This is a genomic window from Mucilaginibacter sp. dw_454 (genome assembly GCF_018449775.1).
Lineage (GTDB): Bacteria > Bacteroidota > Bacteroidia > Sphingobacteriales > Sphingobacteriaceae > Mucilaginibacter.
Window position 1 is genome coordinate 744,649 of the sequence record NZ_JAAVVB010000001.1, and the last position, 20,534, is coordinate 765,182.

The following is a 20,534-nucleotide window of genomic DNA, read 5'->3' on the forward strand; positions in this document are numbered from 1 at the left end:
TAGATTGATATTTGTGTACTTTGTTATATCCAATTATTATCCTTGTACCATTTTAAGGTTTCTTGTAAACCTTTATCTAGGGGGTAAAGCGGGTTAAATCCGAGGTCTTGTTTAGCCAGTTCGATACTACATGACCAGTTAACAGCCATTAGCTCGTTCAGTTTCTCCAGATTTAAAATAGGGGCAGTGTTCCTCAAAGAACTTACTTTTTCTGAAATGCCCGCGATTAATTTTACAAAATTTACCCAAAGATGAAACTTCAACGTCTTTACGTTTAAAATAGTCTTGGTTAAAGTGCCTAATTCGTGCCGGTCATAAAAATTACCGTCGGCTAAGTTGTAGGTTTTCATATCACCGGCGTTTAGAGCCAGCAGTGCTGCTTTTGCCAAATCCGTTACATAAATAAAGCTCAGCTTTTGGTTAATTCTGCCGATGTAAGGCTCCAACCGATTACTTACCTGTTTAAAGAAGATGAAAATCCCCGTATCGCGAGGGCCGTAAACAGCCGTGGGTCTTAATATCGTATAATTTAAATCTTTAACGGCTTCCAATTTTTTTTCTGCAAGCAATTTGCTGCGTCCGTAAGCGGTAATAGGGTTGGGGGGGCTATCCTCGGTAATGACACCGCCCCAGGTTTTTAGTGGGCCAATGGCTGCAAGACTGCTGATCAATACGAACTTTTTCAAAACAGTGCCTAATGCTAAAGCCGCTTGGGCAAGGTTAGCAGTGTAGTCGGCATTTACTTTATTGTATTCCTCTTCCGAGATAGCCCTGGTAAGGCCGGCTGCGTGGATGATGTAATTAAATTGCTTATCTAAAAATTCAGCTTTAAGCGATTCAATATTAGCATAATCGAGGTAGATATATTGAACGTTCAGATCTTTAAGATGCTCGATCTTACTATTTTTTCTGACTGCTGCGAATACCTCGAGGTTGTTTTGCAGCGCTTCAATGATCAGGTGGTAGCCAACAAATCCACTTGCGCCGGTTATTAAAACCCGTTCCTTCATATTGCTTTTTGGTACAAGCGGTATTTTTTGTATGGATCGCCTTTTATAGCTATAATGGCTTCATTGATCAATGTATTATTCTCTAACGTCCATCCGGCTTCGGCCCATTTTAATCCTCTTTCAGTATAATTTTTGATGATGGTACCGTACAATACTGCTTCAATACCCATCTTACGGTAACCATCAACCACACCTAAGGCGTATATGCGCAGACTTTGAATCTTCTTTTTGCCGAACAGCAGTTTAAAGATCCCCGTAGGGAATAAGCGGCCTTTTTTTATGGTCTTAAAGATCTCGTTGTAATTAAGGAGTGCCAGGCCAAAGGCAACGATTTTACCATCTTGCTCTGCAACCAGCGCAAACTCGGGGTCAAGTATCAATTTAAGATCTTTGGCAAGCCAGTCAAATTCTTCGTCGGTTAAGGGAACAAAACCGGTATTCTGATCCCAGGCCGAATTGTAAACCTCGCGCAATTTGACAGTTTCTTCTTTGAAGTTTTTTAAATCGACTTTGCGAATAACGATGTTATTGCGTTTTAAACGCTCCTGCAAAGCATTAAGCAATCTAACCGATTTATCGTCGTAGTTATTACCATCCCAATGCCAGGCAATCAAATCAACATCTTTAGCAAAGCCAAAACCTTCTATTAATTTGCCGTAATATTCGGCGTTGTAGGTTTGCATGAGTACCGGCGGGCTGTCAAAGCCTTCGACCAGTAAACCACATGGCTCGTTAGTCGAAAAGTTTACAGGGCCCAGGAATTTGCCGGTTACTTCTTGTTTTTTCAACCAGTCGGTTGCTGTTTTGAAAAGCAAATTGGCGGTTTCCTGATCATTGATGCAATCAAAAAATCCAAAGAAACCATCGTTTACTTTATTGTATTCGTTGTGTGCATTGTTCAATATCGCAGCAATACGGCCAACTATCTTGTCGCCATCGTAAGCCAGAAAACATTGCAGCTTGTTGTGTTTATGAAATGGATGCTTGGTTAACAGATCGCGTTGTGCTATAAATAATTCAGGAACGTAATTTGGGTCGTCCTGGTAAAGATCGTGCGGGAAATCAATAAATGCTGTAAGCTCGTTTTTTGAGTTTACCGTTACTATTCTTTTCATGCAGAAAACCAATGGTTTGTGATTATTGGTATAAAAAAATGCGGCCATCTGTTAAATGGCCGCATCCTATATTGTGGATAATTATATTCTTTCTTTAACGCCAAGCACCACACCCACATCTTTAAATGCTTTGGTGATCTTTTCGATAGCTTCGTCTATTTGCTCGAAAGTGTGCGTGGCCATTAAGGAGAAACGCAACAATGAAGAGTCTGAAGGTACAGCTGGCGACACAACCGGGTTAACAAATACACCCGATGATTGCAGGTGCTTAGTTACCAGGAAGGTTTTATCGTTATCTCTTACATAAATAGGTAAGATAGGGCTTTCAGTAGGGCCAAGGTCAAAACCTTCGTCCAGTAAAAGTTTCATAGCGTAATTGGTATTGTCCCAAAGCTTTTGGATGCGCTCTGGTTCAGATTCAATGATATCAAGAGCTGCAATAACGCTTGCTACAGAACCGGGAGTCATACTTGCGCTAAACATTAATGAACGTGCGCGGTGTTTCATGTAATCAATAGTATCGGCATCGGCAGCGATAAAACCACCTAATGACGCTAACGATTTACTAAAGGTACCCATAATCAGGTCAACGTCATCAGTAAGGCCAAAGTGTGAAGCCGTACCAGCACCTTTATGGCCGATAACACCTAAACTATGCGCATCATCAACCATTATATTAGCGCCGTATTTGTCAGCTAATTCAACAATTTCAGGTAATTTAACAATATCGCCTTCCATGCTGAAAATGCCATCAACCACAATAACTTTCACTGCTTCTTCCGGCAGTAAGCTTAACTTACGCTCCAGATCGGCCATATCATTGTGTGCATATTTAATAACTTTCGAAAACGAAAGGCGACTGCCATCAATTAATGAAGCGTGATCATATTCGTCTAATATTAAATAATCGTTACGTCCTGAAACACATGATAATACGCCCAAGTTAACCTGAAACCCTGTGCTAAACAGCACAGCGGCTTCTTTGCCAACATAAGCGGCTAAACGATCTTCTAGCTCAATGTGTATATCAAGCGTACCATTTAAAAATCTTGATCCTGCACAGCCGGTACCATATTTGTCAATTGCTTTTTTAGATGCTTCTTTGATCTTAGGGTGGTTTGTTAATCCCAGATAAGAGTTAGATCCGAACATTAACACGCGCTTGCCGTCTATTATCACCTCTGTATCCTGCGCAGACTCGATAGGTCTGAAATAAGGATACAATCCCTTCTCTCTGATCATTGCCGCATCTTGAAACTGAGCAATTTTCTCGTGTAGTTTTTTAACCATGTATATTAAGCCTGCTTAAATTTTTTGTAAAAATACCATGAATAAGTTTATAACCTATATTTCGTATGTAATTTTTTTTAACAATCGCCCTTTTGTTAAGGCGCGTTGCTCTTCTCAATCGGCAAATTAATTAAATTTTTTGTTTATTTCAGGTCTATAATTTTCATTTTTTTTTAATATCTCTCAAAACGTGCCTGATCATCTTTGAAATGTAGAAGTTAAGTAAAATTGTTGTGGCGGCATAATAATTATATAATTATAACCCCATATTCGCATTCCCCAATAATTTATGCTTACTTAGGCTTTGTAAAACCGAGAGCCTTATTTTTTGTTTATCGATCTGCCGATCATTTCTACAGTATGAAAAAACTACAACTGTTGTTGATAATTAATTTTATCGTTATTTTAAATTCTGTCGCCGTTTTTGCTCAAGCTCCGGTTGATTCTGTACCCAGTGTCATCACTTTAAAACAAAGTGTTCTGTTTGCGTTACGCAATCAGCCCGCTGTACGACAAGCTGCCATAGACCAACAAATCAATGAGCGCGATATCCGTATTGGTTTATCTGGCTGGTTGCCCCAGGTTAACGGCTCTGGAGCTTACGATCACTATTTCAAGGGGAGCCCGGTAACAGCAACCACGCCGGGTGTTGTATCACCAATTGACGAATTTTCGAGCTTAGGTGTTACTGCCAGTCAGGTTATATATAATAATGATGTACTGCTGGCTTCAAAAACAGCCAACTACTCGCGTTTGTCTTTTCAACAAAATACTATCAGCACGCAAATCAATGTTTTGTCCGATGTTAGTAAGGCCTTCTTTGATGTGCTTTTATCAGAAAAACAGCTCAATATTATTAATGAAGATATAGTGCGCCTGCAGAGGAGTTTGAAAGATGCCTATTCAAGATATCAGGCAGGTGTTGCCGACAAGATCGACTATAAACAAGCTACAATCGCTTTAAATAATGAAATTACGGCCCGTAAGCAAACCTCTGAGGCTATCAAAGCTAAACTAGCCTACCTGAAACAGATCATGGGTGTGAATCCACAAAGCAATTTTACTTTGGCATACGATTCAACTACTTATGAGAAAGAGGCTTACATAGATACCAATCAAACGGTTAACTTCAATAATCGTATTGAATATCAACAACTACTAACCCGTAAAAATCTCGACAATCTTAACGTAAGCTATTACCGTTGGGGATTTCTACCATCACTTGCGGCTGTCGGCAGTTATAGCCTGGCTTATTTGAATACTCATTTTGGTGGTTTATATGATAACGCATATCCAACCGGTTATGCAGGGTTATCATTATCAATACCTATTTTCCAGGGAACAAAACGTCTACAAAACCTGGCGAAAGCAAGACTGCAGGTTGAGCGCGGAGACCTGGATATTGTAAACAGTGAAAACACCATCAATACAGAATATATGCAGGCATTGGCCAATTACAAGAGCAATTACACAGCCTGGGAGATTGTAAAGCAAAACGTTAGCCTGGCTAATGATGTTTACAAAGTAGTTAGCCTTCAATATCGCGAAGGGATAAAAACCTACCTTGATGTTATTGTGGCACAATCTGATTTACGTACAGCCGAATTGAATTATTACAACTCATTGTTTCAATTATTGTCAAGCAAAATCGACTTAAAGAAATCGTTAGGAACGCTAACAGTCGATCAGTTGCAACAGCAATAAAATTTAATAATAAAGAATACACAACAATACACCACCATACTAATGAAAAAAAGTTACATATTTTGGTTAGCCCCCGTTGCAATGTTAGCATGGGCATCATGTAAAAGCGATAAAGCAAAGCAAGACGGGCCACCACCGGCAACGTCTGTATATCTTGCAGAAGCAAAGGTAGCCGATGCTGTTTATTATGATCAATATCAGGGCAGCGTTGTGTCATTAAATAATGTAGAACTGCGCGCACAGGTATCTGGCTTTATTACCGGCATCTTTTTTAAGGAAGGAGATGTTGTACAGAAGGGGCAGCCGCTTTATGAAATTGATAAACGCAAGTTTCAGGATGCAGTAGTGCAGGCCCAAGCCAATCTGGCTAATGCCAATGCCAATTTAGATAAAGCAAAAAAAGACGTTGACCGTTATGATATGCTGTTAAAAGCCGACGCGGTTGCACGTCAAACAGTTGACCAGTCTACCGCAACTTATGAAACTAGTAAAGGGCAGGTTGCCGTAGCCAAAGCGGCTTTAGCATCTGCCAGAACAGATCTTTCTTATGCTACTATCACGGCACCGGTTACTGGCCGTATAGGTATATCACAAGTAAGATTAGGGTCGCAAGTTGGTGCAGGTACCACTTTATTAAATACGGTATCAAGCGAAAATCCGATAGGTGTCGATGTGGTGATCAATGAGCAAGACATCAATCGTTTTTACGAGCTGCAAAGAAAAAGTACAGATACAACTTTTAAACTGGTATTGCCTGATGGTGTTACCACCTATGATAAACCGGGTAAAATTTTAGCAATAGACCGTGGGGTTAACAACCAAACCGGATCTATCAAAGTAAGGGTACAATTTGAAAATGAGCACTCTTTATTAAAAGATGGCATGAGCACCGTATTGAAAGTGCTTAATAATCAATCTGGCGATAGGGTTATTATACCTTATAAAGCAGTTACCGAGCAAATGGGCGAGTTCTTTGTGTTTATAACGAAGGATACAACTATGAAAGCGAAAGATAGCGGTGAGAAAAAAGATACTATAGCCTTACAGCATAAAGTAGCTTTAGGTCCGCGTTTAGGTAGCAGTGTGGTAATTATGTCGGGCATTAAAGCCGGAGACAAGGTGATTACCGATGGTTTCCAACGTTTACGCGACAGCGGTATGGTTACTACCGGCGTTCCGGCTCCGGCAGCGGGTGCAACTGGCGCAGGCGGTGGCAAACCAGCTAAAAACTAATTTATCGGGTACTTAAATATATTTTAAATGATTGCAGAAACCTTTATAAAAAGACCCGTTACGGCCATCGTTATATCCCTGGTAATTGTTATAGTCGGGATTTTAGCTATGACCAGCTTACCAATAGGGCAGTATCCGGAAATTACGCCGCCTACGGTAACTATAACCGGTACCTATACGGGTGCCGACGCGCTAACGGTTGAGCAAACTGTTGCCACACCTATTGAAACACAGGTTAACGGTACACCTGGCATGACATACCTGCAAAGTAATAGCACTAACAACGGTGCTTTGAGTATGACAGCCAACTTTGAAGTAGGTACCGATATTAATATTGCAGCGCTTGATGTGCAAAACCGGGTAGGTATTGCTACGCCGACATTACCGCAAGAAGTGCAACGTTTGGGTCTGACCGTTAGAAAGAGAAACCCGAGTATATTGATGTTGGTTGCATTGTATTCGCCTAAGGGTAGCCACGCGGTTACTTATTTGGACAACTATGCCAACATATTCTTAAAAGATGCATTGCTACGTACAAAAGGTGTAGGCGACGTGGTATCGCGTGCGGATGACTTTAGCATGCGGATCTGGTTGAAACCAGATAAACTAGCTTCCTTTGGTATGACCGCTGCTGATATTACGGCTGCTTTAAATGAGCAGAACGCGCAAGTTGCAGCGGGTACTGTAGGTGCAACCCCGCAAGAAACCGGTCAGACTTTTGAGTACTCTGTAATTGTAAAGGGGCGTTTAGTAACGCCCGAAGAATTTGGGAACGTTATTGTACGTACCCAACCAGGCACAGGTGCTGTAGTGCACTTGAAAGATGTTGCCCGTGTTGAGTTAGGTAAATTTAACTACGCCGGTAACTCTTTTGTTGACGGTAAGAGAGCTTCTTACCTGTTGATATACCAGGCGCCAAGCGCAAACGCTATAGAAACTGCAGATAATGTGTACGAGACCATGAAACAACTTAAACAGGCATTCCCTGCTGACGTTGATTATGTAGTTCCGTTTGAGTCTGTAACTGTGGTTAAGGTGTCAGTACATGAGGTGGTTCAGACGTTGGTTATCGCCCTATTCCTGGTAATTGTAGTAGTGTTTTTATTCTTACAGAGCTGGCGTACTACTTTGATCCCGGTATTGGCTATCCCGGTATCAATTATAGGTACATTTATTTTCTTCATCCCCTTGCACTTTACTATTAATACGCTTACCTTATTTGGTTTCGTGCTGGCCATTGGTATTGTAGTGGATGATGCCATTGTGGTGGTTGAGGCGGTGCAGCATTACATGGAAGAGAAGAACATGTCGCCAACCGATGCAACTTTGCATGCCATGCGCGATATATCAGCCCCGGTAATTGCTATAGCATTGATTTTAGCGGCGGTATTTGTGCCGGTTGGTTTTATACCAGGCATTGTAGGCCGATTATATCAGCAATTCGCTATAACCATTGCTATATCGGTATTAATTTCGGCGTTTGTGGCATTGTCATTAACACCGGCATTATGTACCATATTGTTAAAGCCGAATGATCCTAAAAAGAAGAAGAATTGGTTAGATAAATTCTTCGCTGCGTTTAACGGCTGGTTTGAAAGAGTTACCGGTAAATATCGTAATGGTGTTGATAAGGGGATCAAGAACTCCAAGTTTGTCATTATTATATTAGTTTGTATTGTGATAGGTACGATATTACTCTTTAAAGGTAAGCCTACGGGATTCATCCCTACCGAGGATGAGGGCCGGATCTATATCACTTACGATTTACCTGAAGCATCCTCAACAGAACGTACCGTAAAAGTATTGCACGAAATGATGGATACTTTAGATAAAGTACCAGAGATAGCTCACTATGCAGCCTTGGGTGGCTTGAACGTGGTAAGTTTCGCGACGAAATCGAACAGCGCCACCATATTTGTTCAGTTAAAAGATTGGGATAAACGTAGTATAACATCGCTGCAATTGGTACCTAAACTACAAGCCAAGCTGGCTAAGTTTAAAGAGGCCAGCGTGGTTGTAATCCCGCCACCTGCTATCCCTGGTTTGGGTAGTACTGCCGGTTTCTCTTTCATCCTGGAAGAAAAACAAGCCGGAGGCGATATCAAGAATTTTGAAAACGTAATGCGCAATTTTATTGCGGCGGTTAATAAGCGCCCCGAAATTGGTAAAGCGTTCTCTTTTTTTACCGCTCGTACGCCTGCTTATCAGTTAACTATTGATCGTGAAAAAACAAAACGTTTAGGTGTTCAATTGTCTGACGTAAACAACGCTTTACAAACCTATATGGGTAGCGCATTTATTAATGATTTTACTATATATGGGCGTAACTTCCACGTATTAGCACAAGCCGATACAAACTATCGTACCAATATGTATAACCTGGGGCAATACTTCGTAAAGAACTCAGCAGGGGCGATGGTTCCATTAAGTACCTTAACATCGTACAAAATGATTGAGAACGCGCCGTTGATATCGCATTATAACTTATTCCGTTCTGCCGAGATTGACGGTAACCCTAAAGACGGCTATAGTAGCGGCGACGCTTTAAATGCTTTGGAAGAAGTAGCTGCCCAAACCTTACCGCAGGGTTATGGTTATGAGTTTTCTGGCTTGAGCCGCGAAGAGAAGCTGTCTGGTTCTAAAACCATATACATCTTTGCATTATCTATAGGTTTCGTATTCTTGTTCCTGGCGGCACTATACGAGAGTTGGTCTGTACCGTTCTCGGTATTGTTGGCTGTACCATTAGGCGCATTTGGGGCGATATTGTTCCTGACGCTTAATAAATCGTTGGTTGACAATATTTATGCGCAGATAGGTTTAATAACGCTCATTGGTCTCGCGGCCAAGAACGCCATCCTGATTGTGGAGTTTGCTAAGGAACGTGTGGATAAGGGTATGGAATTGGAGAAAGCTACGTTGGAGGCAGTAAGGCTTCGTTTAAGACCTATTATTATGACTTCGATGGCATTCATATTAGGCGTTGCGCCATTGTTGTTTGCTGCGGGTGCGGGTGCCGAGGCTCGTAAAACTATTGGCTGGACAGTATTCGGCGGTATGCTTGCCGCTACATCGCTGGCTATATTTATAGTGCCTGTTTTGTTTTACCTGATAACCAAATTTGCTTATGGCAAAGAGAAGTTAGCAGAACTGGAAAAAAACTACAAGGAAGATCCTGACGAACTTCATTAATAAAATTTAATAATTAGAAACGCCCTTAGCAGAAATGTTAAGGGCGTTTTTGTTTAAAGGCCTTTTTATATTACCGGCATCAGGTTTTTGTATAGATATTCATACACTGTAATACCTTCAAAAAGAGTTAAAAACGCGTTGCTCCATACAAATTGCCTACAAAATCGGGCAATTTTAACAGTATTTAACATCGATAGTTAACGATAACTTAACAATGGACCTAAATTTCTACAGGACCTTCTTTCTTACTCATTTTCAGTAGTTAAGCTACTAACATTTGTTAATATTAGCTATAAATGGCTATCCCGGATGTAATCATGTAAATGTTAAAAAGCCGCAGAATTGGCACAATGGCAGAGTATTTGTTTAAGTGCCAGTATTAATATTTATATCTATCATTAATTAAAGAGAAACACAACAATGAAAAATTTAACAAAATTAGCAGCAGCAGCTTTAACGGGTGTTGCGCTATTCATCGGAACAAATGTGCATGCACAAACAATTACCCCTGATAAATTTCGTTTTGGCGTAGGTGTTGAAGGTGGTGCTGTTACAGGATATGCACACAACTTTTCTAACGTAGAATTGGGTGGTACCGCTAGGTTACAATATGGTTTAGACAAAAACCTCGCAATTACCCTTACATCAGGTTATTATAATTTCTTCGGAAAAAACGATCCTACTACTGATACCAAATATCAGTCGTTAGGTATGGTGCCTATTAAATTAGGCATTAAGGCTTTCTTTACCGATAATCTTTATTTTGGTGCCGAAGCAGGTGCAGGTATTGAAACTAAAACTTTCTTACCACAAGGTATAGATGAAAAGTTTGCTAATAAAGACACCAAATTGATATTATCACCAGCGGTAGGTTATGCGAGCAAACATTGGGATGTTGGTGTACGTTATGAAAACTATTCAGGTCAAAGCACCAATTATGGCTTAGTAGGTCTGCGTTTAGCTTATGGCTTTGGATTGTAACTAACAAAGAACAACAAAACCTTAAAAAATTAAAGCCCCGATGCATTACGCGTCGGGGCTTTTTTGTTATTTAATTTAACGTTTAGCTCAATTTAGCCAGGGCAGCTTTGATTCTTGACATCGCTTCAACCAGTTTTTCTTCTGATGCAGCGTATGACATACGGATTGATTTTCTATCACCAAATGAATCGCCACCTACGGTTGATACGTGTGCTTCTTCTAAAAGATAGATGCTCAGTTCGTCTGCATCATTAATGGTTTTGCCATTGTAGCTTTTACCAAAGAATGAAGTAACATCCGGGAAGAAGTAAAACGCGCCATCAGGCAGGTTTACCTTAACACCGTCAACCTCTGTCAATAATTTATAAACGATATCGCGACGTTTTCTGAAAGCTTCGCGCATTTCAATAACAGTTTCTAAGCCACCTTCGTAAGCGGCCAAACCAGCACGCTGGGTAATAGATGAAGTACCAGAAGTAATCTGGCCCTGTAGTTTGTCGATAGCGGCTGCAACCTCTTTATTTGAAGCCGAGTAGCCCAAACGCCAGCCGGTCATAGCAAAACCTTTAGACCAGCCATTGATAATGATCACACGATCTTTAATGCTGTCGAACTGAGCGATAGACTCGTGCTTGTCAACAAAGTTGATATGCTCATAGATCTCGTCAGACATGATATAGATCTCCGGGTATTTTTCAAATACTTTAGCCAGGCCTGCTAACTCGTCTTTGCTGTAAACACTGCCTGTAGGATTACAAGGCGATGAAAACATGAACAATTTAGTTTTAGGCGTAATGGCAGCTTCCAGTTGTTCTGGAGTGATTTTAAAATTCTGCTCAACAGTAGTATCAATAAACACCGATACACCTTCAACCAATTTCACAACTTCTGAATAAGATACCCAATATGGCGTAGGGATGATCACCTCGTCTCTAGGGTTAACCAAACAAAACAACACGTTAGCAATAGATTGTTTAGCACCGGTTGAAACTACGATCTGGCTAAAATCATAATCCAAACCATTCTCGTTCTTAAGCTTGGCAGCAACAGCTTTACGCAGTTCAGGGTAGCCCGGTACCGGAGAATAATAGGTATAATTATCGTCCATTGCCTTCTTGGCTGCTTCCTTCACATGCTTAGGTGTATTAAAATCCGGTTCGCCAAAGCTAAGGTTGATTACATCTACACCTTTAGCGGCAAGTTCACGGCCCATTTTGGCCATTTTAATAGTAGCTGATTCTGACAGGTTGTTGATCCTGTTACTTAATGCACTCATAGTTGTTTTTTATTTATTGCGGCAAATATAAAAAATAAGGCCGAAGCCGAAGATTAAACCTTTAAGCGATAGCAGATTATTTAATTCTTTTTTTAAGCTTCGGCATTATTATATAATTAGCCTAAATTTGGCGCTTGATTCATCTGCTTTGCAAGAACAAAAGAAAATAATCCTGCTGTCGCTTGTTACCGGCATTATTCTAATGCTGGCAAAGTTTACCGCCTACTTTATAACCAACTCCAACTTTGTATTGACGGATGCTGCCGAAAGTGTGGTGAATGTTGTAGCCAGCTCTTTTGCATTTTTTAGTATTTATCTGGCTTCTCAGCCCAGGGATATAAATCATCCGTACGGCCATGGTAAGGTAGAGTATTTCTCTGTTTTTATCGAGGGTGCATTGATCCTGATAGCAGGAGCAGGCATCATTGTTAAATCAACCTATGGTATCTTTCATCCCAACGTAATACATGACCTGGTAATCGGTGCAGTTATTATCGGCGCTACCGGCGTGATCAATGGCGCATTAGGATTTTATATGATGCGTAAGGGGAAATCCATCCCTTCAATAACCATAGAGGCTGACGGCCATCACTTGATTACCGATATGGTTACCAGCGCCGGCCTGGTGGTTGGCTTGTTGTTGATCTATTTTACTAAGATAGCTTTGCTGGATAGTATACTATCTATCCTCGTAGGTGCTTATATTGTTTTTACAGGCTATAAACTGGTCAGGAAATCTGTAGCCGGTTTAATGGACGAAGCTGATTTTGACGTGGTGGCAAATGTAGTTAAATACTTAGGTGATAACCGTCGCGACGCCTGGATTGATGTGCACAATTTAAGGGCGCAAAAGTATGGTAATGAGCTGCATATCGATTGTCACCTGACGCTGCCGTATTATTTCGATTTGAATAAAGTTCACGAAGAAGTTTCTCTCGTGGATAAAATGCTCAACGCTAATGAAATGCGCACCGAGCTATTTATCCATGCCGACCCATGTTTGCCCGAATGTTGCCACTATTGTAATATGCCCGATTGCCCTGTTCGTGCAGAGCCTAAAACTGAGGATATTGAATGGACAATGGACCGGGTTATCCGCAATAAAAAACACTTTGAGTAATGTATCTATTTAACGTACGCGTGTATGGCCTGCTGATAAACGATGCTCATGAAATTCTGATCAGCGACGAGCAGGAATACGGTATGCAGTTTACCAAATTCCCCGGCGGAGGTTTAGAATATGGTGAGGGAATGACCGAAGGATTGAAGCGAGAGTTTGTTGAAGAGTGTAATTTAAACGTCGAGATCATCAATCATTTTTATACTACTGATTTTTTTGTTAAATCGGCTTTTAACGATTCGCAGATCATTAGTATTTACTATGTGGTCAAAAACATCGAGCCGGTGAACCTGGTTATCAAAACCAGTCCTTTTGATTTTGATGGAGATATAGAGCCGTTGCAATCTTTCCGTTGGATAAAGTTGAGTGAATTAAAAGAAAGCGATTTTATGTTTCCTACTGACCAGCATGTGGCCAACCTATTAATACAAAGCTTATGAATTTAGTTGAACGCGATCTTAAAGTTATATGGCACCCGTATACTCAAATGAAAACGGCCAAGCCGCCTATACCCATTGTAAGGGGAGAGGGCGCGCTACTTTTTGATGAGAATGGAAAAAAATATATTGATGCAGTATCATCCTGGTGGGTTAATATACATGGGCATGCGCACCCCTACATCGCTAAAAAAGTGGCAGAACAGTTATCGCAACTGGAGCACGTAATATTTGCCGGCTTTACACATCCGGCAGCTGTTGAACTGGCCGAACGTTTACTGGCTATATTGCCTGATAATCAACAAAAGGTATTTTACTCTGATAATGGCTCGACAGCCGTCGAAGTCGCCATTAAAATGTGCCTGCAGTTTTGGAATAACCAGGGGCAAAGCCGTACCAGGATGCTGGCGTTTAAAAACGCTTATCATGGGGACACCTTTGGCGCGATGGCGGTAAGCGGCAGGAGCGCCTTCACCGCAGCTTTTGATACATTGTTGTTTGATGTAGAGTTTATTGACATCCCAACAAAGGATAATATAGAAGATCTTAAATCTCGAATCTCAGATCTCAAATCTGAATTGGCATGTTTTATTTTTGAGCCATTGGTGCAGGGTTCGAGCGGTATGATCATGTACGAGGCGCAGTATCTAAACGAATTGGTAGCCCATTGCCGAAAAGAACATGTACTGACTATAGATGACGAAGTATTCACCGGTTTTGGACGCACAGGGAAGCCGTTTGCTGCCAATCACATCACCGAGCAGCCGGATATCATGTGTTTCTCTAAAGGCTTAACCGGCGGCACTATGGCTTTGGGATTGACCACTTGTACACAACAGATCTTCGATGTGTTCTTGTCTGACGATAAATTAAAGACTTTGTTTCACGGTCATTCTTTTACGGCGAATCCGGTAGCATGCTCTGCCGCTTTAGCGAGCATGGATTTGTTTTTAGATCCGGCGACAGCCGAAAATATCGACCGTATAAAAAACGCACATGCTCAATTTGCCGAGCGTATTAAACATCATCCTAAAATAAAAAATGTACGCCAAACCGGAACTATTATAGCTATGGAATGGGAGACCGGCGATAATACGTCTTATTTTAGTTCGCTGCGCGACAGGTTGTATGAGTACTTTTTAGATGCCGGTATAATTTTACGCCCATTGGGTAACGTTCTCTATATTTTACCTCCATATTGCATAACCGACACCGACTTGAATTACATTTACAGCAAAATTGAGCAGGCGCTCGAAGAAATATAGCCGGCCCCTCTTAAACCCTCCCCGGTAGGGAGGACTTAAAAGGCAAGCAAAAAAAGTTTCCCCAACCGGGGGAAATTTAGAGGGGGCTTAAACATGATATTATGACGACTTTAAACACTATACTACCTACCATAATTGCTGATAATCAATTACACGCACGCTGGCTAAATACTTTGTCGCTAATGGAAAATACTGGTGCACGTAAGATCTCGGCCAGTGAGGACCCAACTACGGTTACCTATATCATTCTGAAACACGCTGCCGAAGAGCATCGTCATGCTTTTTATCTGAAAAAGCAAATTGAAAAGACAGGTAAAAACTTTTGCCCTACTTATGCCGACGAATACCTGGTAGCTTCAAACTACAGCAAGTATTACTTAAATATGCTGGATGTTGAGGTGAGTCGTTACTTAAAAAAAGAATTAAATTTATTAGGTAGAGATTTACGTTTTGCCGCATACTTACTGGTTACCTATGCAATTGAAGTACGTGCCGATGAACTGTATCCAATTTATCAGGATGCATTGGACGCTGCTAAGAGTAAGATCAACGTTAAGTCCATCATTTTAGAAGAAGAAGGCCATTTAGAAGAGATGATCAATCAACTAAAGAGCTTTTCTCCGGAGTGGCAAAGCCATGCGGATATAGCGATTAATATAGAAACCAGATTGTTTAACGACTGGGTAATTGCCTTGGGCAAAGAAGTAAACTAAGCCCGATATTAATAATTCAGATACTCAGTAAATATTTGCTGCATAAAAGCCTTGCCGGTACGCAAGGTTTTTTCGGTTATAGCCGAATCTGCATTTTTATTTTTAGTGTAGATTATCCGGCGGCCGGAATTGTCGTAAGAGACGAACTGCTCCGGCGTTAAATAGCCGAATCCATTATCCCAGTCGAAAAATGAAAACTGTGGTGTATAAGGGTTTAGTAAGTTTTTTGACCATTCGAATTTTTCTGCCGGCATATTCAATTGTGCTAGTAGTGTAGCCGCTATATCGATCTGATTTCCCAATTTGTTTATTACTGTACCCCGATATTCAGCTTTCAAAGCACCACCCATAAATAACAAAGGGATATGATATTTCTGCGGACTAAATGCTCCAGCAGTACTCTTAGGTAAACGGTGGCCATGATCGGCAACTAAAATGTACAATGTATTTTTATACCAAGGCTGTTTCTTAGCTTCTTCAAAATAAGCATTTAGGCAAGAATCTGTAAACCAGGCGGTACTTCTAAACTGATTAGTCACATCATTTCCTTTAAAATGACCTTTTACGGGTAATACAAACGGCTCGTGGTTAGTAGAGGTCTGCAACAAGGAAAAGAATGGCTTGGTTTGTTTGTCCAGGTACGCAATGTGTTTGCCAAATAACACATTATCAAAAGCGCCCCATGTTGAGCCAACCTCGCTGGCAGGCATGGTATGACGGTCTATTATCTGATCAGTATGATGATCATTCATGTACGTGTTAAAGTTCATATACTCGCTGCCGCCGCCATAAAAGTAGGAGGTGTTATATCCCGCTTTATTAAAGTCTGCCATTAATGATGGCAACTTTCTTTGCTTGGTGGTATCTATGACTATAGTGCGGATAGCCTGCGACGGGAAACCACTTAATATGGCTATGATGCCTTTATCGGTACGGTCGCCGGCCGAGTAAATATTGTTGAACAATAAACCTTCTTTAATAAACTTTTCAAAGTTCGGGGTATCGCCCTTTTCGCCACCCAGAGACTCAATTAAATCGGCGGTAAAACTTTCCAATTGGATGATAACCACGTTGGGTTTGTCTGTATTGAGCACATGGATTGTTGAGTCTTTGGGAGCTTTAAATGTTTCGGCAACAATTTGCTTAGCATCTGCCGCAGGCAAAAATAAATAAGGGTTATAAGGCTTGCGTAGATTTTCAAATACATTATTAAATAGGTTCCACTCGGTATTTTGGGCAGATAGGTCCAGCAGTTGATTGTCTGAGAAATAACCGGCGCTTTGGTTGATCGGATCGGCTGATAAGGTGCCGCGTAGAATAATAAAGTTAATTCCCAATAACAAAATCGACCATAAAACTTTATTAGGGGTTCTTTCGACTGGCTTTTTAAATGTATAATCCAGGATATAATTAGATAATACTATTCCGGCAATTAAAAGGCAAGCCATGATAGTTAAATGCAATGCAATAGGCGAGGAGGCCGTAGATGACATTGACTCAGCAGGGGAGTTGTACAAAGTATCAAAAGCCCTGAAGTTAACTTTGGCACCCCATTCCACAAAAATACCAAGATCGACGACCGCTATTAGACTGATACAGAAAAGGCAGAACCAGGTATAAACTTTAAGCCAGATGGGTTTGATGTGCTTTTTACTACCCCTAAACCAGTTGATAATGAATACCATTAACGGAATAGCGGCAATGTAAGCCGTAGCGGACGCATCCATGCGGATGCCATAAAAAAAGGTTTTTAATATGTCGGCAAAGGTTGCACCTTGCAGTTTGGCATGAAAGTATATTTCAAAAACTACTCTGCTTAATGCAAAAAACAGTAGCCAAAAAATATAAAACCGTATAAAACTATAAAGGCTTCTTAACATTGGTTCGCAAAAGTAATTAATTTACCGCAAGGTTAAGAAGCCTTCAAAAAAATGTTATAGCGCTGACTATTTACCGCCGCTCATGGCTTTCAGATCGTCTAACGAGATCTTGTCAAAACCAGCTGGAATACCAAAGCTACCCACAGGAGCTTTCTCGTCTGTTACACTTTTTAAGGTAACGTCAACCGCCTGGCCTTGCTGTATAGTGGTAAACTGCACAGGCACGCCGCCGGCTTCAGCAAAATATCTGGTTAACATGTTGGTTGGCACTGAAATATCTTTAGTTACCCAAGCCACATAGCTGCTGCCGCTTTTTGAATCTTTAACATCAACTTTCTTACAGTTAAAACCGTTGATAACTTTAGTTTCTGCAGATGGGGTAAAGGTAAACTTAGGCGCTGCTGCTAAACCCTGCTCAATTTCGTCAGGGCTTAAAATTGCCGCTTTTTTAATTGAAGCTACCGGAACGTCAACCAAAATAGCTATGTAAGTTGCTTTGGCATTAGTTAATATCTTTATTAAAGCAGGCCCCTGTTGTGTAACAGATACGTTTGAATCGGCAGTGAAATATATTTTTGATTCTGTATCGCCCATGCCTGTTTTTAAAGTATAGGTAGCGGTACCACTTGTGTAAGACTTTTGAGCATTAGCAGTAAAAGCTAAGGCCGTGAATGCCAGGCCCAGGGCAATTTTTAATTTAGTATTCATGTTTTGTTTTTTTATAAGCACAATTTAGCTGTTTATCATTTACTAAGCAAACTTTCATCTTAATAAATATTCTTAATTAGATAGTGCGATAAACGATTTGTTACGTTTTAAAGAGTAATATTTTACGTGAGCATCATTTGCTTGTTTCTCCCATTCGGTCACCGAATGATCGCTGTTGTTACTATCTATAATTAACGTAGCAAAAAGGTAATTATTGGTGAGCTGTACGAGAGTAATATGCGGGTTACCGGTTAGATAGATATAATCGACTTTTAGTTTTTGCGGTAGGGAAATCTTTTGGATGTTTTTATTAAAAATCAGCAGTTTAACTTTATTGAATTGGATGAGATTGCCATGCTTTACCAAAAATGGAGATACGATGTTTTGGTTGGGCTTAAATACCGAAGTGTCGGCTACCTTATTACTATCCAGGCAAGGCTGTATACTATATTGATAATTCTTATCCGTATAAGGTAGATCTGTAACAATAAAAGCTTTATCAGCATGTTTAAAAATCAAACCCGAATGCTTCCGCAGGTTTAAAAAAGTTATGCTGTCGGTTTTAATGGCACCGAATCGCTTAAAACTGGTACTTAGCCCCGCTATCAATATCAAACCTAAACTTGCTTTCAGCAACCAGACTTTACGGTTAAACAAAAAATAGAACAGGCAAATCATGACGCCGTAAACCAAAATATATTCGGCGGTAGTAAACCATATTTTGCCGATGCTGGCAAACGGCGCGTACTCTATAATGGTAAGTACCTTATTCATGAGCAGGATAGACTTTTCTAATAACCAGCCTAATGTCGCCGAAACAAAAGCCATTTGCGGCAAAGCAAGATAGGTAGCGCCTAAAATAATAATCACTTCTGCCGGTAGGATAATAAATAAGTTACTGATGAGGAAGTAAACCGGGAACTGGTGGAAATAAAAAGCACCTAGCGGAAAGGTAATCAATTGCGCTGCAATAGAAACCGAGCAGATTGCCCATAACTTATCGGCCCAAGGTTGTTTGAATTTAAACCACTCGTAAATCAAAGGTTGCAATATAACCATGCCGGCGACTGATAAATAGGAAAGTTGAAAGCCAACATCGACAATATACAGCGGATTGTATAACAATAAGAAGAAAGCCGAGGCGGCCAATATGTTTAGTGTATTGATGTATCTACTATAAGTTTTGCCGATAATTACTAACGATATCATTACCGCGGCGCGGCATACCGCCGGCGAGAATCCGGTCAATAATGAATAATACCAGATCAGGCTAACGATGATTACTGCTTTAATTAGTTTGCCGCGTTTATACCGGTCCAGAAAACCAAGCAAAAAACTTAGCATTAAATAAATTATAGCTACATGCCCGCCTGATACAGATAGGATATGAATAGTGCCCGTTTTGGAGTAAGCTTGCAGTAAATCATTACTCAAATCCGCTTTGTAGCCTAATATTAAGGTCGATGCTACATTAATGGCCGAGGTGTCGCGCATATGCAACTTAAGCTTTTCTATCAACTGTCGGCGAAGCTTGAGTGCATAGCTTATAAATGGGTTGCCTTTATCATGCCTCAACAAATGGTATTGGCCTTTATATAGATAGATCTGCTGATAGATGTTTTGCCCGGCCAGGTATTTCTTGTAATTAAACTCGGCCGGGTTAAATGGTGGATCGACATTGGTGTATTTCGATGGCAGCAATAACACGTCGCCATATTTTAGCTGCCGGCTTGCGGTATCTTTGATAGCAACCAATAAGGTGCCGGTAGCTTTATGCTGTTGTTTATCAGAAACCTCTTGTTCTATAGCAGTTGTAAATCGTACTAAATCATTTTTTAGGATAGGTTCGCTGTTTATCCTGGCTATCAAATATTGAGAAGGCTGTTTAGAGAAATGCGCAGGCTGATTAAGTTCGTTATTTTCGATCACACAAAACCATCCCGCAAAAAAAAGAATAAGATTGGTGAGTACTCCGCCCATCCATCTTGATTTATATATACTGAATTTGGCATAGCCGATGTTTAATATGATGAATGCAAGACTAAGAGACAGTAGAGGAATAGTTGTCCAATATATAAAGGTGATAGACGGGAACGACAATCCCAGCCAAATCCCCAGTAAAAAGGGAAGTAGTAGTATAACAAATGGAATTTCACCTTTATGCTTAGCTATCAACGGGATTGCATTATAAGATTTGGTATGGCTAATTTAATCTTATAATCTTGAAATGCAATAAGGATGAATTACAATTGATCTCTTACTTCGAGCAGGAATTTCTTCAGGTTTTCCAGCGAATCGATAACCTTTTGGCTGCCTTTGCTGTCGCCAATGTTGTTTTTGAGATAATCTTTCGCGCCCTGAAGTGTATAACCTTTATCCCGGATCAAATGGAAAATGATTTTTAGGTTCTCTATATCCTCGGGCGTAAATAGGCGATTGCCTTTTTTATTCTTTTTGGGTTTAAGGATATCGAACTCTTTTTCATAAAAACGTATCATCGACGGATTGACGCCAAACATGACCGTCACCTCGCCCATGGTGTAATACATTTTAGTGATCTCGCGTTCGTCAATAGACATATACAAATGTAGTTTATTAAACAGAAATATA

Annotated in this window: 16 protein-coding genes; 8 read left to right on the forward strand and 8 right to left on the reverse strand. The window is 40.6% G+C overall.

Features of this window, described 5'->3' with window-relative positions; genetic code table 11:
• Positions 1 to 23: 23 nt before the first annotated feature.
• From HB679_RS03395 to HB679_RS03405, 3 genes are all read right to left on the reverse strand, one after another.
• Complete coding sequence (locus tag HB679_RS03395; protein WP_214070524.1) at positions 24 to 1,010, reverse strand: NAD(P)-dependent oxidoreductase; 987 nt, start codon at positions 1,008 to 1,010, stop codon at positions 24 to 26.
• Positions 1,007 to 2,125, reverse strand: coding sequence for a hypothetical protein (locus HB679_RS03400; RefSeq protein ID WP_214070525.1), 1,119 nt, complete (start codon positions 2,123 to 2,125; stop codon positions 1,007 to 1,009). Before HB679_RS03400 ends, HB679_RS03395 begins: the two co-directional genes overlap by 4 nt.
• A gap of 81 nt (positions 2,126 to 2,206) precedes the next feature.
• On the reverse strand, positions 2,207 to 3,415 hold the full coding sequence (locus tag HB679_RS03405) for a pyridoxal phosphate-dependent aminotransferase family protein (RefSeq protein ID WP_214070526.1): 1,209 nt from the start codon (positions 3,413 to 3,415) through the stop codon (positions 2,207 to 2,209).
• Between the two features lie 360 nt (positions 3,416 to 3,775).
• Here HB679_RS03405 and HB679_RS03410 point away from each other — a divergent pair, with 360 nt between their 5' ends.
• The 4 genes from HB679_RS03410 to HB679_RS03425 all read left to right on the forward strand — a co-directional run bounded on the left by HB679_RS03410 (position 3,776) and on the right by HB679_RS03425 (position 10,525).
• Entirely contained in the window at positions 3,776 to 5,119 is a 1,344-nt protein-coding gene (locus tag HB679_RS03410) for a TolC family protein (protein WP_214070527.1), read from the forward strand.
• A gap of 42 nt (positions 5,120 to 5,161) precedes the next feature.
• Complete coding sequence (locus HB679_RS03415; protein WP_214070528.1) at positions 5,162 to 6,352, forward strand: efflux RND transporter periplasmic adaptor subunit; 1,191 nt, start codon at positions 5,162 to 5,164, stop codon at positions 6,350 to 6,352.
• Between the two features lie 27 nt (positions 6,353 to 6,379).
• Positions 6,380 to 9,544, forward strand: coding sequence for a multidrug efflux RND transporter permease subunit (locus HB679_RS03420; RefSeq protein ID WP_214070529.1), 3,165 nt, complete (start codon positions 6,380 to 6,382; stop codon positions 9,542 to 9,544).
• Positions 9,545 to 9,964: 420 nt separating this feature from the next.
• On the forward strand, positions 9,965 to 10,525 hold the full coding sequence (locus HB679_RS03425; protein WP_214070530.1) for a hypothetical protein: 561 nt from the start codon (positions 9,965 to 9,967) through the stop codon (positions 10,523 to 10,525).
• 82 nt (positions 10,526 to 10,607) lie between these two features.
• On the opposite strand, the gene HB679_RS03430 is transcribed toward HB679_RS03425, so the two are convergent.
• On the reverse strand, positions 10,608 to 11,801 hold the full coding sequence (locus tag HB679_RS03430) for a pyridoxal phosphate-dependent aminotransferase (RefSeq protein ID WP_214070531.1): 1,194 nt from the start codon (positions 11,799 to 11,801) through the stop codon (positions 10,608 to 10,610).
• Positions 11,802 to 11,949: 148 nt separating this feature from the next.
• On the opposite strand from HB679_RS03430, the gene HB679_RS03435 reads away from it, so the two are divergent.
• The 4 genes from HB679_RS03435 to HB679_RS03450 all read left to right on the forward strand — a co-directional run bounded on the left by HB679_RS03435 (position 11,950) and on the right by HB679_RS03450 (position 15,336).
• Entirely contained in the window at positions 11,950 to 12,921 is a 972-nt protein-coding gene (locus tag HB679_RS03435) for a cation diffusion facilitator family transporter (protein ID WP_214071245.1), read from the forward strand.
• Positions 12,921 to 13,361, forward strand: a complete 441-nt coding sequence (locus HB679_RS03440; protein ID WP_214070532.1) for an NUDIX hydrolase — start codon at positions 12,921 to 12,923, stop codon at positions 13,359 to 13,361. Before HB679_RS03435 ends, HB679_RS03440 begins: the two co-directional genes overlap by 1 nt.
• The gene (gene bioA / locus HB679_RS03445; protein ID WP_214070533.1) at positions 13,358 to 14,623 is read left to right on the forward strand and encodes an adenosylmethionine--8-amino-7-oxononanoate transaminase; all 1,266 of its coding nucleotides are present in this window, start codon (positions 13,358 to 13,360) and stop codon (positions 14,621 to 14,623) included. The genes HB679_RS03440 and bioA overlap by 4 nt, the downstream gene beginning before the upstream one ends.
• A gap of 101 nt (positions 14,624 to 14,724) precedes the next feature.
• Positions 14,725 to 15,336, forward strand: a complete 612-nt coding sequence (locus tag HB679_RS03450) for a hypothetical protein (RefSeq protein ID WP_214070534.1) — start codon at positions 14,725 to 14,727, stop codon at positions 15,334 to 15,336.
• Between the two features lie 8 nt (positions 15,337 to 15,344).
• Here HB679_RS03450 and HB679_RS03455 read toward each other — a convergent pair whose 3' ends face one another.
• The 4 genes from HB679_RS03455 to HB679_RS03470 form a co-directional block, all read right to left on the reverse strand.
• Positions 15,345 to 17,216, reverse strand: coding sequence for an alkaline phosphatase family protein (locus tag HB679_RS03455; RefSeq protein WP_214070535.1), 1,872 nt, complete (start codon positions 17,214 to 17,216; stop codon positions 15,345 to 15,347).
• Positions 17,217 to 17,282: 66 nt separating this feature from the next.
• A complete protein-coding gene (locus HB679_RS03460; RefSeq protein WP_214070536.1) occupies positions 17,283 to 17,924 on the reverse strand; it encodes a hypothetical protein in 642 nt (213 codons plus the stop codon).
• Between the two features lie 72 nt (positions 17,925 to 17,996).
• A complete protein-coding gene (locus HB679_RS03465; RefSeq protein WP_214070537.1) occupies positions 17,997 to 20,099 on the reverse strand; it encodes a ComEC/Rec2 family competence protein in 2,103 nt (700 codons plus the stop codon).
• Positions 20,100 to 20,167: 68 nt separating this feature from the next.
• Entirely contained in the window at positions 20,168 to 20,503 is a 336-nt protein-coding gene (locus HB679_RS03470) for a MerR family transcriptional regulator (protein ID WP_214070538.1), read from the reverse strand.
• Between the last annotated feature and the right edge of the window lie 31 nt (positions 20,504 to 20,534).

Bases quoted from the DNA above. Each gene is read 5' to 3' on its own strand.
- HB679_RS03460 (WP_214070536.1), bottom strand. From the start codon at position 17,924: ATGAATACTAAATTAAAAATTGCCCTGGGCCTGGCATTCACGGCCTTA.
- HB679_RS03430 (WP_214070531.1), bottom strand. From the start codon at position 11,801: ATGAGTGCATTAAGTAACAGGATCAACAACCTGTCAGAATCAGCTACT.
- HB679_RS03410 (WP_214070527.1), top strand. From the start codon at position 3,776: ATGAAAAAACTACAACTGTTGTTGATAATTAATTTTATCGTTATTTTA.
- HB679_RS03425 (WP_214070530.1), top strand. From the start codon at position 9,965: ATGAAAAATTTAACAAAATTAGCAGCAGCAGCTTTAACGGGTGTTGCG.
- HB679_RS03470 (WP_214070538.1), bottom strand. From the start codon at position 20,503: ATGTCTATTGACGAACGCGAGATCACTAAAATGTATTACACCATGGGC.
- HB679_RS03400 (WP_214070525.1), bottom strand. From the start codon at position 2,125: ATGAAAAGAATAGTAACGGTAAACTCAAAAAACGAGCTTACAGCATTT.
- HB679_RS03440 (WP_214070532.1), top strand. From the start codon at position 12,921: ATGTATCTATTTAACGTACGCGTGTATGGCCTGCTGATAAACGATGCT.
- HB679_RS03420 (WP_214070529.1), top strand. From the start codon at position 6,380: ATGATTGCAGAAACCTTTATAAAAAGACCCGTTACGGCCATCGTTATA.
- HB679_RS03415 (WP_214070528.1), top strand. From the start codon at position 5,162: ATGAAAAAAAGTTACATATTTTGGTTAGCCCCCGTTGCAATGTTAGCA.
- HB679_RS03395 (WP_214070524.1), bottom strand. From the start codon at position 1,010: ATGAAGGAACGGGTTTTAATAACCGGCGCAAGTGGATTTGTTGGCTAC.
- HB679_RS03450 (WP_214070534.1), top strand. From the start codon at position 14,725: ATGACGACTTTAAACACTATACTACCTACCATAATTGCTGATAATCAA.
- bioA (WP_214070533.1), top strand. From the start codon at position 13,358: ATGAATTTAGTTGAACGCGATCTTAAAGTTATATGGCACCCGTATACT.
- HB679_RS03455 (WP_214070535.1), bottom strand. From the start codon at position 17,216: ATGTTAAGAAGCCTTTATAGTTTTATACGGTTTTATATTTTTTGGCTA.
- HB679_RS03405 (WP_214070526.1), bottom strand. From the start codon at position 3,415: ATGGTTAAAAAACTACACGAGAAAATTGCTCAGTTTCAAGATGCGGCA.